At 38.3% G+C, this 14,642-nt stretch carries 16 protein-coding genes; 7 read left to right on the top strand and 9 right to left on the bottom strand.

Translation table 11 applies throughout. The features are described 5' to 3' along the window. Positions 1 to 74: 74 nt before the first annotated feature. Positions 75 to 770: a TIGR00266 family protein gene (locus tag RV13_RS01995; protein ID WP_010743631.1), complete on the bottom strand. Its 696-nt coding sequence runs from the start codon at positions 768 to 770 to the stop codon at positions 75 to 77. 107 nt (positions 771 to 877) lie between these two features. Here RV13_RS01995 and RV13_RS01990 point away from each other — a divergent pair, with 107 nt between their 5' ends. Both RV13_RS01990 and RV13_RS20665 read left to right on the top strand, forming a co-directional pair. Then, on the top strand, positions 878 to 1,657 hold the full coding sequence (locus tag RV13_RS01990; RefSeq protein ID WP_010743630.1) for an ABC transporter ATP-binding protein: 780 nt from the start codon (positions 878 to 880) through the stop codon (positions 1,655 to 1,657). Positions 1,658 to 1,772: 115 nt separating this feature from the next. Next, the gene (locus RV13_RS20665; protein ID WP_161349258.1) at positions 1,773 to 1,949 is read left to right on the top strand and encodes an LPXTG cell wall anchor domain-containing protein; all 177 of its coding nucleotides are present in this window, start codon (positions 1,773 to 1,775) and stop codon (positions 1,947 to 1,949) included. Positions 1,950 to 2,015: 66 nt separating this feature from the next. On the opposite strand, the gene RV13_RS01980 is transcribed toward RV13_RS20665, so the two are convergent. Beyond that, a complete protein-coding gene (locus tag RV13_RS01980; RefSeq protein WP_010743629.1) occupies positions 2,016 to 3,710 on the bottom strand; it encodes a M3 family oligoendopeptidase in 1,695 nt (564 codons plus the stop codon). Positions 3,711 to 3,796: 86 nt separating this feature from the next. Further along, positions 3,797 to 4,933 (bottom strand): alanine dehydrogenase, encoded by a 1,137-nt coding sequence (gene ald, locus RV13_RS01975; protein WP_010743628.1) that lies wholly within the window; start codon positions 4,931 to 4,933, stop codon positions 3,797 to 3,799. 295 nt (positions 4,934 to 5,228) lie between these two features. Here ald and RV13_RS01970 point away from each other — a divergent pair, with 295 nt between their 5' ends. After that, positions 5,229 to 5,630, top strand: coding sequence for a hypothetical protein (locus RV13_RS01970; RefSeq protein ID WP_010743627.1), 402 nt, complete (start codon positions 5,229 to 5,231; stop codon positions 5,628 to 5,630). Here the strand turns inward: RV13_RS01970 and RV13_RS01965 are convergent. Beyond that, a complete protein-coding gene (locus tag RV13_RS01965; protein WP_010743626.1) occupies positions 5,623 to 7,167 on the bottom strand; it encodes an AcpB/EbpR/MafR family transcriptional regulator in 1,545 nt (514 codons plus the stop codon). The genes RV13_RS01970 and RV13_RS01965 overlap by 8 nt on opposite strands. Beyond that, positions 7,145 to 8,668, bottom strand: coding sequence for an AcpB/EbpR/MafR family transcriptional regulator (locus RV13_RS01960; protein WP_010743625.1), 1,524 nt, complete (start codon positions 8,666 to 8,668; stop codon positions 7,145 to 7,147). The genes RV13_RS01965 and RV13_RS01960 overlap by 23 nt, the downstream gene beginning before the upstream one ends. Positions 8,669 to 8,990: 322 nt before the next feature. On the opposite strand from RV13_RS01960, the gene RV13_RS01955 reads away from it, so the two are divergent. Next, entirely contained in the window at positions 8,991 to 9,266 is a 276-nt protein-coding gene (locus RV13_RS01955) for an HU family DNA-binding protein (RefSeq protein ID WP_010743624.1), read from the top strand. A gap of 99 nt (positions 9,267 to 9,365) precedes the next feature. On the opposite strand, the gene RV13_RS01950 is transcribed toward RV13_RS01955, so the two are convergent. Next, positions 9,366 to 10,508, bottom strand: coding sequence for a tyrosine-type recombinase/integrase (locus RV13_RS01950; protein WP_010743623.1), 1,143 nt, complete (start codon positions 10,506 to 10,508; stop codon positions 9,366 to 9,368). Between the two features lie 212 nt (positions 10,509 to 10,720). Here RV13_RS01950 and RV13_RS20945 point away from each other — a divergent pair, with 212 nt between their 5' ends. Continuing rightward, positions 10,721 to 10,891: a hypothetical protein gene (locus tag RV13_RS20945; protein WP_010743622.1), complete on the top strand. Its 171-nt coding sequence runs from the start codon at positions 10,721 to 10,723 to the stop codon at positions 10,889 to 10,891. Between the two features lie 3 nt (positions 10,892 to 10,894). On the opposite strand, the gene RV13_RS01945 is transcribed toward RV13_RS20945, so the two are convergent. From RV13_RS01945 to RV13_RS01935, 3 genes are all read right to left on the bottom strand, one after another. Further along, entirely contained in the window at positions 10,895 to 12,088 is a 1,194-nt protein-coding gene (locus RV13_RS01945) for a hypothetical protein (RefSeq protein WP_010743621.1), read from the bottom strand. 109 nt (positions 12,089 to 12,197) lie between these two features. Next, complete coding sequence (locus RV13_RS01940) at positions 12,198 to 13,145, bottom strand: ImmA/IrrE family metallo-endopeptidase (RefSeq protein ID WP_060789304.1); 948 nt, start codon at positions 13,143 to 13,145, stop codon at positions 12,198 to 12,200. Positions 13,146 to 13,160: 15 nt separating this feature from the next. Then, the gene (locus tag RV13_RS01935) at positions 13,161 to 13,502 is read right to left on the bottom strand and encodes a helix-turn-helix domain-containing protein (protein ID WP_249024452.1); all 342 of its coding nucleotides are present in this window, start codon (positions 13,500 to 13,502) and stop codon (positions 13,161 to 13,163) included. Positions 13,503 to 13,818: 316 nt separating this feature from the next. Here RV13_RS01935 and RV13_RS01930 point away from each other — a divergent pair, with 316 nt between their 5' ends. Beyond that, positions 13,819 to 14,010 (top strand): hypothetical protein, encoded by a 192-nt coding sequence (locus tag RV13_RS01930; RefSeq protein WP_060789306.1) that lies wholly within the window; start codon positions 13,819 to 13,821, stop codon positions 14,008 to 14,010. An 11-nt stretch (positions 14,011 to 14,021) separates the two neighbouring features. Then, positions 14,022 to 14,642 carry a BRO-N domain-containing protein gene (locus RV13_RS01925; RefSeq protein WP_060789307.1) on the top strand — a complete coding sequence of 207 codons (621 nt, stop codon included), beginning with the start codon at positions 14,022 to 14,024 and terminating at the stop codon, positions 14,640 to 14,642.

Here is a 14,642-nt window from a genome sequence, read left to right as displayed (position 1 = left end):
AACCAGCTTTCTGCAACAGTATCCATCATATTTTACCTGTTCTTTCTTCTAGTTACAATCCTGTCTTGCAATCTTTAAGAATTAGGGATGAAGGTATTGATATGGCTGGCGAAACTTTCGAGATTACGGGTTTGAATATATACGGTTCCGCGGCCGTGGAACTCATTTACGACGCCTTCGCCAGTTTTGAAACCAAAGGTGCCTGACGCGACACGAATATTGTAGTCCAACGAACTCGTCCATGCGATGACGTGTTGATTGTCAATGATCACAGGTGATTGGCCATCCAGTTCGATCTTTTCAACGTCGCCAAAGGCCGAAACCAAAATTTGTCCGCTGCCCGTTGTCTCCATGACAAAGAGTCCGCCAGTGCCGCCTAAAAGAGCGCCCGAAAGCTTTTGCCGCTTCATTTGATAATTGACGTTTTCTTCGCTGGCAAGAAAAGCACCGGTGTTTAAGCGCCAATGCTCTGCACCAACATCTAATGCAAAGATTTTTCCCGGAACAGCAGGGGCGATGGCGATCACCGATTCATTTGAATGGGCAGTCGCTGTGCTGATAAAGAAACTTTCACCGCTAGTTACTGAGCGACCTAGAGCGCTTAAGGCCCCGCCAATTCCTTTCTTGCCATTTGTGTTCATTTGTCCTTCCAATTCAATCTCACCAAGCTCATAGACCATCGCACCCGGTTCGATGCGCAGCTTTTCTCCTTGTTGCAGGTGGACCTTCGCGATTGGCGCAAAAGTACTTTCGGATAATTCATAATTCATAGGTAAAGCTCCCTTCCAAAGACATTTGCTAAAATTATATCATTTCCCGTATCTTTTCTGTGTTGTTTTGATAAAATTGTTAAAAGGAAGAATATGGAGGCGTAGGTATGGAAATTTTAGCGTTTGAACAGGTTCAATTTATTCGTCAGCAGAAAGCCCTGCTGCAGGAAATCGATTGGCGGATCGAAGCGGGTGAGGATTGGGCAGTTCTAGGATTAAACGGGGCGGGAAAGAGTCTGATGCTGAACATGATCTCAGGTAATTTGTGGCCATCCAGCGGCAAGCTGACGGTTTTAGGGGAAGTTTTCGGTCGAACCTCGATCCCCGATCTGACGAAACGAATCGGCTGGGTGAGTCAATCGCTGCAGGAGCGTATCCATCGGGAAGAGCAGGCAGAATATATCGTCTTGTCAGGGAAATTTGCCAGTATTGGTATTTATCAAAAATACACAATAGCTGAATTGGATGAAGCGAAACAGCTGATGGCGTCTTTGGGGGCCAAAAAGCTGATTGGAAAAGTGTATCAGGTGCTATCGCAAGGAGAAAAACAGCTTATTTTGATCGCACGGGCGCTGATGGCAAAACCAGAGCTGTTGATTTTAGATGAACCTTGTAATGGATTGGATTTATTTGCGCGAGAGGATCTGTTATCGCGTATCAAAGAAATGAAACGAACGGCGGACGCGCCAAGCCTGCTCTATGTGACTCATCATACGGAAGAGATTCTACCGCTGTTGAATCATGTGTTGATGATTCGTGACGGGAAAATTTTCAAGCAAGGCAAACGAGAAGAACTGCTGCAAGAAAAAGTATTGAACGACTTCTATCAACGACCGATCACTATCCATGAAATGTCCGATGATCGATTGATGGTCATTCCTAAATAGGTAGAGGCTTCTCCTAAGAGGAGGAGCCATTTTTTTCGTCAAAAATAACGATATAAAAATCGTAAATAATATTCGTTTTTTAATTTCAGTCATTGGTGGTACTGGTAAAATTGGTTTGTTTGTTCAAGCAAGCATTTCACCACCTATTCATCCGAATCAAACGCCATCGGTCTATATCAAACAGGCGGAGCTTCCTAAAACCAATGAACAAACCAGTTCAATTTTGACGATTATCGGGGGCGCCTGCATCTTCCTGTTTACAGCACTCTTTCTAAATAAGAAAAAAATCTAAGCAAAAAAAAGAAGTGGACACAAACGTATTGTGCCACTTCTTTTTTCATAGAAACGATCTTCCGTTTTAATCAACGTCAGGAAAAGCCGCTAAAAACGTTTCAGCTGAAACTAGTAAATCCGACATTTTCTCTCGATCAAAAGGAGAAGCGAGCTGTCCTAATTGAACAGTTTCTAAAAAGGTTTGGCTGCCGCCAACCCGACAAATCGCTAAGTAATCCTTCCAAGTCGTCGGATCTTCTTTAACGATACTACGCTCCCAAAACTGCAGTGCACACACTTGCGCTAAGGTGTAATCAATGTAGTAGAAGGGCACTTCAAAAATATGTCCTTGTCGATACCAATAAATTCCTCGAGTCAAAGCTTCAGATTCTTCGTAATTTCGTTCTGGACAATAAAGCTGTTCCAGTTCACGCCAGCAGCTCTTACGCTCCGCAGCAGACCAGTCAGGGTGTAAATAGACCGCTTCTTGGAAATGATCCACTAACGCACCGTAAGGGAGAAATTGTAAAGCGCTGCTTAAATGGGCGTAGGTATATTTTTCCTTTTCTGAACCAAAGAATTTATCCATCCACGGCCAGGTTAAAAATTCCATACTCATAGAATGAATCTCAGCGGTATCAGAGGTCGGGAAGACCAACTCGGGTTCCTCGATCCAGCGAGATAGATAACTTTGAAAGGCGTGGCCAGTCTCATGGGTTAAAACATCGACGTCATCTGATGTGCCATTGAAGTTGGCAAAAATGAAGGGCATTTGCACACCGTCAATAAACTCACAGTAGCCGCCGCTTTGCTTGCCAGGTCGACTAATCAGGTCCAATAACTCATCCTGAACCATGAGATCAAAGAAATCCCCTGTTTCCTTCGACAACTCGTGATACATTTGTTGCGCTTTTTCCACTAATTCGTCGCTGGTGCCTTGTGGTTGAGGATTCCCCTCAGGAAAAACCAACGGCAGGTCGTAATGAGCCAGAACCTCAACACCCAGCCGCTCTCGTTGCCGCTCGTAAAGCTTTTGATTGATCGGCACGACTTTTTCAACGATAAAGCGTCGGAATGCATGCAGCTGAGAACGATCATAACCCCAGCGGTTCATCAAGCGATCGCCGTATTCCACATAATTGGCGAAACCAAGGTTCTTTGCTTGCTGGTGTCGATTGTGTACGAGCTGATCGTAAATTGCATCGATTTCTTCCTCATGATCTGTAAAAAAGCTTTCGTAAACCTCATGAGCCGCCCGACGTGTTTCTCGGCTCGGATCAGTGAAGTAAGCAGATAACTCGGAAAGCGTCAGTGTCTTCCCATTAAACTCGAGTTCAGCAGAAGCAATTAAAAGGGTATATTGGCTGACTACTTCATTTTCTTGCTGCTTCAACTCAATTACGGAATCATCTAATAGACGTAATTGATCTTCTGCAAATAGAAAAAGTGTTTCAGGGTATTCTTTTTCTAACTGACTGCGGAAAGGAGAACGAAGCAGACTTTGATAAAAGCGATTATGAATTTGGCCGACCAAAGGCTCATGATGATCCCAAAACTCATTTTCCTCACGATAGAATGAATCATAGTTATCAATAGAGAAGCGAATATAGGCCAACTTTAAATTTTTAGCCATTTCGCTGCGTAAGTGATTCAGCTCCTGTAAAGCTTGTTTGGCTTCTGAATAATTGTCCGCATGAACGAATCGTTCGTTTGCCTTGTTGAATACCTCTTCGTATTGCGCAAGGTCAGGACGTTTGTAGGGAAACTCTGAGAATCGCATTGAAAAAACCTCCTATAGTAAAAGAATTCAGTTCATTATAACAAAAAAACCTGTCAGCAGATGCTGACAGGTTCCTCCTGTTTTGTTTATGAGTTCATCATTAACTCTTCGTTTAGTACTTCATCGATTGGTGTGTATTCCATGGATAGATCATGGGCTACTGCTTCAATCGTCAGTTTGCCGTTGTAAGTATTAACTCCGCGGCGAAGGGCCAAATTGTCCTTTAATAGCTCTTCTAAAGGATTATTCGCTAACAAGTTGGCGTAGCTCATTGTGCTATTGCTTAACGCGTAGGTAGCCGTTTGTGGAACTGCACCAGGCATGTTTGCAACCGCATAGTGTACAACGCCTTCTTTCACATAGGTTGGGTCATCATGAGTAGTTACACGATCTTCGGTTTCAAAGATTCCGCCTTGATCAATCGCTACGTCCACGATGACTGAATGATCAGGAATATTAGCGACCATTTCTTTTGTCACTAAAGTCGGTGCTTTGTGACCTGGGATCAATACTGCACCAATCACTAAATCGGCAGTTTTGATGCATTCTTGGATGTTGTAGCTGTTTGACATCATTGTTTGTACACTGTTGCCAAAAATAATGTCTAATTCTTTCAAGCGAGGAACGCTGACGTCAAGTATTGTCACGTTAGCGCCTAAGCCTACAGCTAATTTCGCTGCATTTAGACCTACGACACCGCCGCCGATAACAACGACATTGCCGCGTCGAACACCGGGAACACCGGATAATAAGATACCTTTGCCGCCATTGACGCGTTCTAAATAATTGGCGCCGATTTGCGCGGCCATTCGTCCAGCGATTTCACTCATTGGAGCAAGTAAAGGCAGTGTATTGTCTGCGGGCTGAACATTTTCATAGGCGATGGCATTCACACCGCTGTTCACTAATGCTTCAGTTAAAGGTTTGTTTGCTGCTAAATGCAAATAGGTAAATAGTAGTAACCCTTTGCGGAAATATTGATATTCTTCAGGAAGCGGTTCTTTCACTTTCATGACCATATCAGCTGCCCAGACGTCTGCGGCATTTTCGATGATCGTCGCACCTGCTGCTACATACTCATCGTCAGCGATGGCAGAGCCTTTGCCAGCATCTTTTTCCACTAATACTTGATGGCCGCGGTTGGTCAGATCAAATACACCAGATGGGGGAAGGGCAACCCGGTTTTCGTTGTTCTTGATTTCTTTAGGAATTCCAATAATCATTTAATACACTCCTTTTTGAAGTAGTCGTACACGAAGTGAATTCGCTTACAAAATAATTGTACAGGATTTTGAGACAATTTCAACTAAGAATTTGCAAAGGATTTCGTCTGTTTGAATAATTACGGTCAAATGAAACCCTTTACATTTTCTAATAGAGGGATTTCTCTTCCCAGAAAAAGCGTACAAATACAAGAGACTGAAAAACTTATTATTTTTATAATAAGAAATAAAATATTTGCGAAAACGCGTATTACTCGCCATAATAAAACCAAGGATATTAAGGAGCGAAGTCACTATGCCAGATAACCAACGAATTGATTTATTAAAAGAGCAGGTAAGCTTTCTTGAAGCACGCCTGACCAGATATGAAGAGCTGCTAGAGGGTCCGTTGTTAAAGCGGATCATTTTTGGAGGCGGCCGCAGAGCCAAGCTGAGTCTTATAGAAATCTTGATCAGCTTGATCGTTCTGATGTACGCGTCTGTAAGAATGGAGCGAGGGTTCGTATTTTTCGTGATCATCATTTTAGCCTTTGCGGTTATTTTGTTCTCAGCGATTCAATTAAACGTGATTCGCAAAAAGAATGGTCAGGAGAAATACCAACGGATGATTGACAGTCTAACAGCGGAAAAAGCATCGATGGATAAAGAAATTGCCCGTTTACAAGATGAAAACGGGCTTAAGAATGGACTCAAGTAGGTTGCTTGAGTCTATTTTTTTTAGGTGTTCGTTTAGTAGTCGCTTTTTTTGTAATGATTTGATCGACTAATTGCTGAATTTTATTTAACGATTGGATACTTGGACAAAGTTCAACAGCAATAATCGGCGTCTGACAATGAGGAACGTCAAAGGTAGAGGTACTGACAACAATATCATGCTCTTCGAAAACCTCTAAGTAGCTTTTATTATGTAATTGATTCATATTGATTTGATGAATCACGTAGTTTCCTCTAATTGAGAAACGAAGTAGCTCTATTAATAAGCTTTCCTGCATTTTAGAATCTGTTGAAACGATCAGAATATCTACAGGCTTTTCTGTTTGTTTCATCCCGTTTAAACAGCTAGGAACGGTAGCGACAATTTGATAGATATAATTGTCTATGAATTCTTGTGAGCGAAAGTTCCGATACTCTTTTGTAAAATCTATCATTAAGTTACGTAGTTGATGAACACAATGTGCATGGAAAGTTTCCAATAATGAGAGACAGTCTTTTTTACGGTCTCGAAGGACGCTGATAAATTTCTTAGTTTTCATATGAAATAAATGTTGATTAACCAAAATTGTTGCCAGCTGCTCTTTTTGTTTTTTAGTTAGCGGATCAACTAGCATTTGACTGAGTCTCTCGGCTAATGCAAGATGTGTTTCATAATGGTAGGCCAGCTTATGATTTGTTTCTAAAGCCCGTCTTCGTTGTTCATCGCCGAGTAGAAACATGTCAGAATAGAGTAGCCAGAAACTATCCTTCATCACGTCTTCAGAGTAAATAAAGAGTAATTCCTTGCGAAGATACGGGTTAAATTTAAAGACAGCACTCTGACTTGGTGGCAACAGAGCTGAGGATTTCAAACTGCTGACGGGCATTCGGTGTCCGTTTGAGATACGAACGAGACTAATGAAAAATGTCATACTTAACCGATTATATTGAGCGAGTGAAACATTTAACTTATTATTGTCGATCATTGATCGGACGACGTTATCCGCAGAGTTAAAAAAGTTTGCACTAAATGGTGTATCCTTCCGATCGATTTTCTTTTCTGAGAAGTATAAGAAAAATAAATGACGAATGGCTGTTTCGTTTCCAACGACTCGATATGGCCGGCGCAAAATCTCTATATTCCAGTGAGCTAACGCCTCCTCTAAATCTTTCATTGACGCTTGGACAGCGGTTAGGCTACAGAAGACACTTTTAGAAAGCTGAATGAGAGAATAACAATTTTCAAAGAAAATCGCTTCTAACATTCTGAAGGCTATGGATTTTTGGAGCAATGTTGAAAAGAGGACATCGATAGTGGCGTTCTCCTTCAACTCTAATCGATAAAGACTGTTTTCGCGAATGACTTTGTAATAGTCGCTTTGAGTGTTGATTGAGCGAATATCACTCAACAGTGCCGGAGTAGTGCATTGGATCGTTTTGGTTAACTCATCGCTAGACAGTGGATGCTGGGAATAGTAAAGTGTTTCAATTAACTGCAATTGACGTTGACTATCTCGTTTAAGAAGACGTCTTAAGTTCATCGTATAATTCCTTTCGTGTTGAGAGTGATTCGAATTGATTTACAAATTGTTGAATTCGTTCAAGATCCTTAGCGGTTGGATACGCATTGATCGCGATTAATGGACAGGCTGATTCTAATCCAGTCATGGTTACATTAGTTATGATTAAATCGTATTTTTTCGTTAAGCTAGTCAATTGCTCCTGCAGGATAAAAGGCGTTTCAAAGTATTCATAGTTGACAGAGCCCTTAATATAAACAGGAAAAATAGACTGCCAGAAACGCTCATGAGTTGTAGAAGTATCTGATAGTAAAAGCACTTTAAGCGGCTTATCTGCAGCAACCAAGCGCTGGAAAATATTCTCAATCATGGTAATGAGGCAACTTAGATATAGCGGCGCCATCATCTCACGGCCGATTGGAGCTAAAAACTCATTCACAATTCGTCTGAGCTTGCTTAATTCACGGCTGTATTTCTTATCAATCAAGGTCAAAAGCATTCGTTCCGTTTCTTGAAGGATCTCGATAGGACAATCATTTGGATAGTAGCAGAATAATTCATTGCCTAGTAATCGTGTTGTTTCCGCCATTTCAGCGTGTGAGAGTGGGGTGTCTAACAAAGCATTCAACTTTTGCAATAAGAACATATGCAAATCATAAAAATCTGCAAGCTTGTTATCTATTTTGTGCGCCGTTGCTTGTTGCTGACGAGTCAAAATCAAATGATGACTGAACAGCGGCCATAGGCATTCTCTTAAGATCGCGTCGGTCAGTTCTATTTCAACCTCTTGTCTGATAAAGCGTCCTAGTCGGGAAAGTCTCTCCACTTTTGGAATTTTAAGACCACTGTTGGAAGACAACCCTCGAATAAAATGATCATTTTTCAAACGATGTAAGGCAATCAAAAAGCTGTGCACTAATTGAAAATGACTATTCATCGTATTGGTGATCTTGTTTTCAGACATAATTTGCCGTATCAGCTGATCCACAGCGTTTACCAATCTATTAGAAAAACGATAGTTAGAGAAGGGGACTCTAGATTCCTTAAAGAAAAGATAACAAAAGCGTCGAGTAGTGAGCTCATCGCCATCAATTCGTATTGGACGGTAAAGAAGTGCTATATCACCATCGGATAGCGTTGCATTGATCGCTTTGAGATATCTCTGCATGTTAGAAAAGCTGCAGTTCAGACGTTTAGCTGCTATGTCAATGCGCTGGTTTTCCTCAAAAAAAGCACTCTCGATCGTTTGGAATTCCAGATTGCTCCGAAGAATGTGGGCATAAATGCTATCGATTGTTGCGCTATCGTCAAAATCAATGGAATAAAGTCCCTTATTCTTAGAAATTTGAAATGGTAGATCTTCACCATTTAAGAAACGAACATCGCTAATTAACACAGGGAGTGTACAAGTCACTTTATCTAATAACTGTTCAGATGTTAAATAATCATGTGCAAAATATAATTCTTCTACAATACGTAATCTTCTAATAGTTTCTTTTTTCATTAATCCTCTTAACTTCATAATAGAGCTCCTTGAATATTTTTTAATTTAATATAATGTTCAAAGAGGAGTGAAACAAGCGTGGAAACTTCAATTTTCCAATATATTTGTTATTTAAAAAATGATCAATAAGAATTATCCTTTTATAGAATACCAATATAATAAGGAATATTGCAAATTATTTTGAAAACATTTGGATAATTTTCTTATTTTTTAATTTCAAATAAACAAAAAAGAAAAAAGTGAAAAAAAGAGAAAAAGGGCGTTAACTGTTGCCTTTCTCTGCAATAACGAATAGAATTATCTTTGGAATACATTAAAAAGATAGTGGAGGCTATACATTATGATCAATAAACAAAGTTTAGTTGAACAAGTAGCAGAGAAGACAGGATTGACAAAAAAAGACGCAACAGCAGCTGTAGACGCTTTGTTTGATGGGATTCAAACATCATTAAAAGATGGCGAAAAAGTTCAAGTCATTGGATTTGGTAACTTTGAAGTACGCGAACGTGCAGCTCGTAAAGGTCGTAACCCTCAAACAGGCGAAGAAATCACGATCGCAGCAAGCAAATCACCTGCATTTAAAGCGGGTAAACAATTAAAAGATGCTGTAAAATAGTATCGTCATCAAACCTGTTGGGGCTGTAAGGCTCTAGCAGGTTTTTGTTTTGTGCTAAGGTCAAAAGGGGCAAAAAAGGGGCAAAAAGAAAAAGAATGATTATAAACCATTCTCTTCTAGTTGGCTGATTAAATCAGTCTTCATTTTGTCGGTGATGTGCGTATAGATTTTATTTGTGACGTCGGCATCTTCGTGACCTACTCGATCCATAATAGCCTTCAGAGGTGTATTTTGTTCGGCGAGTAGCGATACATGGGTATGTCTAAGAATATGAGATGTTAACCGTTTGTGGATCCCACTTTTTTTACCTGCAGCAGCAAAAGAACGATTGAATGAACTATTTTGCATCGGCGTACCTGATCGGGTCACAAAAACGAACCCATCATTACTAAAATCAGATTCGGATACCAAATCTAGTTTATTTTCTTCAAAAGTACGTTTTACGAGATCAACCGTTCGCCGAGTCAATTGGACATCTCTATTCGATTTCTGGGTCTTAGTTGGTCCTATCGCTTTTTGTTTGTAACCTTTGCTGTAGTCGATTGTACCTCTAATGTGAACGATATTATTATCCAAGTCAAAATTTCCTTCTCTTAATGCGACTGCTTCGCCAAAGCGAACTCCTGTTAAATACATAAATTCAGCTAATCGACCGACACGAAAGGTTGACCGACTTTTATAAAGTTGATCTAGGATCAATTTTACTTCATTTTTTTCAAGGTACTTATCCTCAATACGTTCTATATCTTCTAGGGTTTTCGCTTTAGGGATAATCTCTACGTTTTCAACAGGGTTTTTATCAACGTAGCCGAGTTTAATCGCATATTTGAATACTAAGTTAAGATTCGACTTGATATGGGCGATATAAGTCTGAGAATAGTCGAGAGAGGCAAAGAAGTTTTGCAACAATCTTGTATCAATATTTGAAATCAGAATGTCTTCGTTTATATTCTTGAAAATAATTTTTCGAATGGCTACATACGTGTTCTTTGAGTTAGGTCTCAAAGATTTAAAATAATTATTTTCCCATTCAGTATAAACTTGCTGGAAGGGGACTTTCTCGATTTTCTTTTTAGCCAGTTCATTTTCTATTTTATCATTCAGGATACTTAGCGCTTTATTCCATGCTTGTTTTGATTGGCTATTTAGTACCACTGATTTTTTCCGAGTCTTTTCAGTATACGGGTCTTTGTAGCGTTCAATAAACTTGAAACGCCCATCTTTCAATGGTTCTACCCACATTGTCATTTTCTCCTATCATTTGGTATAATAGGCACAACTAAAGAAGCCTATGCCTATAGGCGCTTTATTTTTGCACGATCATACTCTTGCCGGGGTGGGATGTGTTTTTTGTCTAAGCATTTTAGAAAAAAAGTATTGAAATTTATGCTAAAATGAATTTAAATAAAAGTATTCAATATTTATAAAAAAAAGAAAGATAGTAGGTGGTCGTTATGAGAAAAAGAATTACAAATTTTAGTGTTGCAATTACAATTTTTCTTGTTGCTTTGTTCCCTACTTTGCTTCTTTTTGAAAAAGTTGGAGTTAATGATTACATAGGTATTTTAGTAGCTATTCTGATAGCAGCTATTTTCAAGCATAATGTCAAATTTGAGGCATACTAGTTTTTATTCCTCGATAGAGTTATCTTCAATTTCCGAATTCTCAGATTGATTGCTAAACTCTTCTTCGAGTTGCTCATCCAGTATCTTGATGAGATCCTTGGGTAACTTTACTCCTAATTGAGAAATGGGTACTTTTAGTTCTCTAGCCAAGTTCATCGCTTGCCTAATGATTTCAAGCTGTTTTTCGTCTGCCTTAAGTTTCTTTTCTTTAGATTTACGATGCCCTGATATGATACCAGGAATATCTAAGGATTGACCAAAAAACTTTAGCTTTCCTCCATAAGGTAAGGCAAGTACTACTGATAGTACGGCAAATATTGTTAATCCGTGTTTTACTAAAGGTGTGATTATTTCAAAAATACCTTCGGACTGAATATTTACTTTAGCATCGACTCTGTCTTCTGGGTAAATGGTTGTAGACATTTGAGAATATTGATAAATCAACTGTCCTAAATAAATACTATCAATATCTTGTGGTTGAGTAACTTGAAGGGTCAGGTGAAATTTATTATCCTCAATGTAATATGGAAACATAGCACGATTAATATATGGTTTATAGTCATTGATATTAGTTAATGTGGCATGTGAATAAATCATTTTATATAATGCGCTGTCTGCATCATTCCTTCTGAAATATCCCCACCAATCAACTGGCCAACGTTTCTTGAAATCTGATTTTTTATAGTTTTTTGACAATTCCTGTTTGTTTAGATCGTCATCTGTTAATTCATAAATATCTCCCGTAATTCTTCCCACTAAAAAAAACTCTGATTTCTCAGATGGAACAACTACAACGTCATTTTTCTTTAAATTATTAACAAACCGGAGCAATTGACCGGCCCAAGTTCCAATCTGGCTTTCAGTTTTGTCATTTTGTGGAGTTTCCTTTGTTTCTGCGTCTACTGGTGCCTCATCTGTATTCTGAGAATCAGTTAAAGTTTGTGGGTTCAATTTCATTTTAAGTATTGGCTTTAACATTTCTGATGAGTTGTTTGTTGATTCTATATCAGCTAATGATATTTCATTCCAACCAATCCCTACATAGTTATTGATGTTGAAGTCCGTATAGAATTTCCCTGATTGAGCTCTAACTAACCAGTAATCAATTGATGAATCAAGTGTCGGGATATCCTTAATAGAGTTATCAATTGCATTAGAAAATTCTTCTGTCAAAAATAATTGTTCCATTTGCTCCATAATTTCACTCCTATGATGTAATAATCAAATTATTTTGCTGTCCTTTATTTGATCACGATCATACTCTTGCCGGAGTGGGATCGTGTTTTTTTTATTTATTTTAGGACTGTTAATCTTTATCTTGGTATCTTTTAGGAAAGTTACTGTAGTCATAAATTGGATCTTTTAAATAATTCATTTCTTTAAGGATGCTATCCCAGAAGGGCTTACCTTGAAGTTTATCAACATAAGCTCTTTGCATCTGTAAAAGTTTTATTGTTTTCTCTTGATTTTTTCTTTCGTGTTGTGAAAGCTTAACTTTATGTGCAATAAGATTTCGAGTATATGAATCATCTTTTCTAAATTTCCAGACATAATTTAACGCTAGGTAGTAAGGTAGTTTTAATATATGATCAAAATAATTTAGTAGTCGGTTATGCATAGCAGGCTCACTCATACCGGTATTTCGGCACATGTCTTTAAAAGTATATTTTTTGGCCAGCATGTATTCAAGACGTTCTTCAGGGCAGAAAAGAATTGATCCAATAATATTTGCTTCGTTTTCAAAAGGAATTAGTTCATCTGAGTATTGACCTTCAATTTGATCATTAGTTAGAGAAATGAAGGCTCGTTTCTTATCTTTATCTCTTATGTGAAAATAAAAATGACATAGTTCATGCAAAATTGTAAAAATGATTCTGGGATAAACACGATCCTGATTAATTAAGATAAGAGTACGGTTACCTTCAGGAATAGTGACACCTGAAATTCGATCTACAATTTCTGAATCTAAAAAGCAGAAGTCAGCACTTTGAATCGTATCTTTATATTTAATCCAAGAAGAATCAGGCTGAGTTTTCGGCCATCCTTCGTCACCATATAATTCTGTTGGATCTGCTTCAAAAAAAGCGAAGTGTACATTAAAATTGATTCGAAAATAATTGATTATATCATCGTAACGAAGCTTATCAACAGATTTGTTAAATTGCATTGATATGTCAAAAAGTAGTTGGTTTGCTTTTTCTAGGTACTCATTATATTCATCTGAAAAGACATGCTGGTATTCGAATTTGGTCATAAGCTGTCACCACGATTATTCCTTCCATTTAGAATCATCATCCAGTAATCCGCGAGCTACCTTCATCATGCCTTTTAGAGAATTGTTGAATTTCTTTTTCTGTTCTTCTGACATATCTTCACTCTCAAGACGGAAGGCTGCTAGTAAATCACTTTCATCACTATCTAAGAATGACTCCTTCATACTAGGGTTATCAGTTTTACCGAGCAGATAATCTGTGGTAGTGTTCAATTTTTCAGCGACTTTATCAAGATACTCCATTTTTGGAGATTGAGTTTTCCATTTGTAAATAGTACTTTCTCCAAATCCAATTTCTCTTGATAGCTGCTTTACGCTTTTTCCTTGTTTTTTTGCCAAAGTTTGTATTCTCTCAAACACTGTCATAAAGGCATTCTCCTTGTTATTACAAAAGAAAGTTTACTAAAAGATACTTTTTTACTTGAAAAAAGTTTCCGATAGGGTTATACTCCTCTTGTAAGTTAATTTGATATACAACAAACCAAAAACACACCTTCTTTGCATAAGTTTATCGACCGAAAGCAAAATTAAAAGGCATTGTTGTGGCTTATTTTCTGTACCTTCATAGTATACGAACGGGTCAATTAAGTCAATGGTTATTTATACTTTTCTGTTCTATTAACTTACAAATCATTTTAGAAAGGGGGAGACTAGTATGCCGGATACAGCAGTAAGTAGACAAAAAATTCGTGATTATTTTGAATCGAAGGGTATATCGTTGATCAGTGTAGCAACTTATTTTAACTTGCCAAGACAAGATTTAAACGATTACTTATCTGGGAAGAATCAAAGTAAAAAAGCTCACGAAACCCTTTTGGCTATTATCGACTTCTACAAAATCAGATAGGAGGTAATCAAATGAAAACAGAAATTTGGAACGGACATACAATCAGATTTGTCAACATTAATGGCGAATGGTGGGCGGTGGCGAAAGATGTGACTAATGCGTTAGCTATTAGAAATAATCGTGACGCAATTAAAAAGTTAGATTCTGACGAAAAGGGGGTAGCTACTATCGACACCCTTGGAGGGAAACAAGAATTTACCATTATTGCAGAAACTGGAATTTATGAATTGATTTTTAAGTCTCGCAAACAAGAGGCAAAAGCATTCAAAAAATGGATCAAATCAGTCATCAAAGAACTACGCCAATCAACAGGTTTTGAAGGCTTCCAAGTATTTCGCATGTTGGATAAGGAACATCAGAAAGTAGCTATGCAAAATCTAAAAAAGTCATTACGGAAACCTGTACGAATTGATTTCATCAAAGCGAATGTGATTGCTAACAAGGCAGTATCTAATTTACATGGCTTTCCGAAAATGGTTAAGAAAGCAGAAATGACGCCAGAAATGCTTATCGATCGGCAAGAAATACTTGATGAAACAACTGAACTGATGGGAATAAAAGATAAATTTAATCTTGATTTTTCTGTCAGCGAAAAAATCTATAACCGAAACAATCGTCAACAAGCTGTATAG

It is taken from the genome of Enterococcus raffinosus, assembly GCF_001886185.1.
Classification (GTDB): Bacteria; Bacillota; Bacilli; order Lactobacillales; family Enterococcaceae; genus Enterococcus_A; species Enterococcus_A raffinosus.
This window is presented reverse-complemented; position numbering and strand designations above follow the sequence as displayed.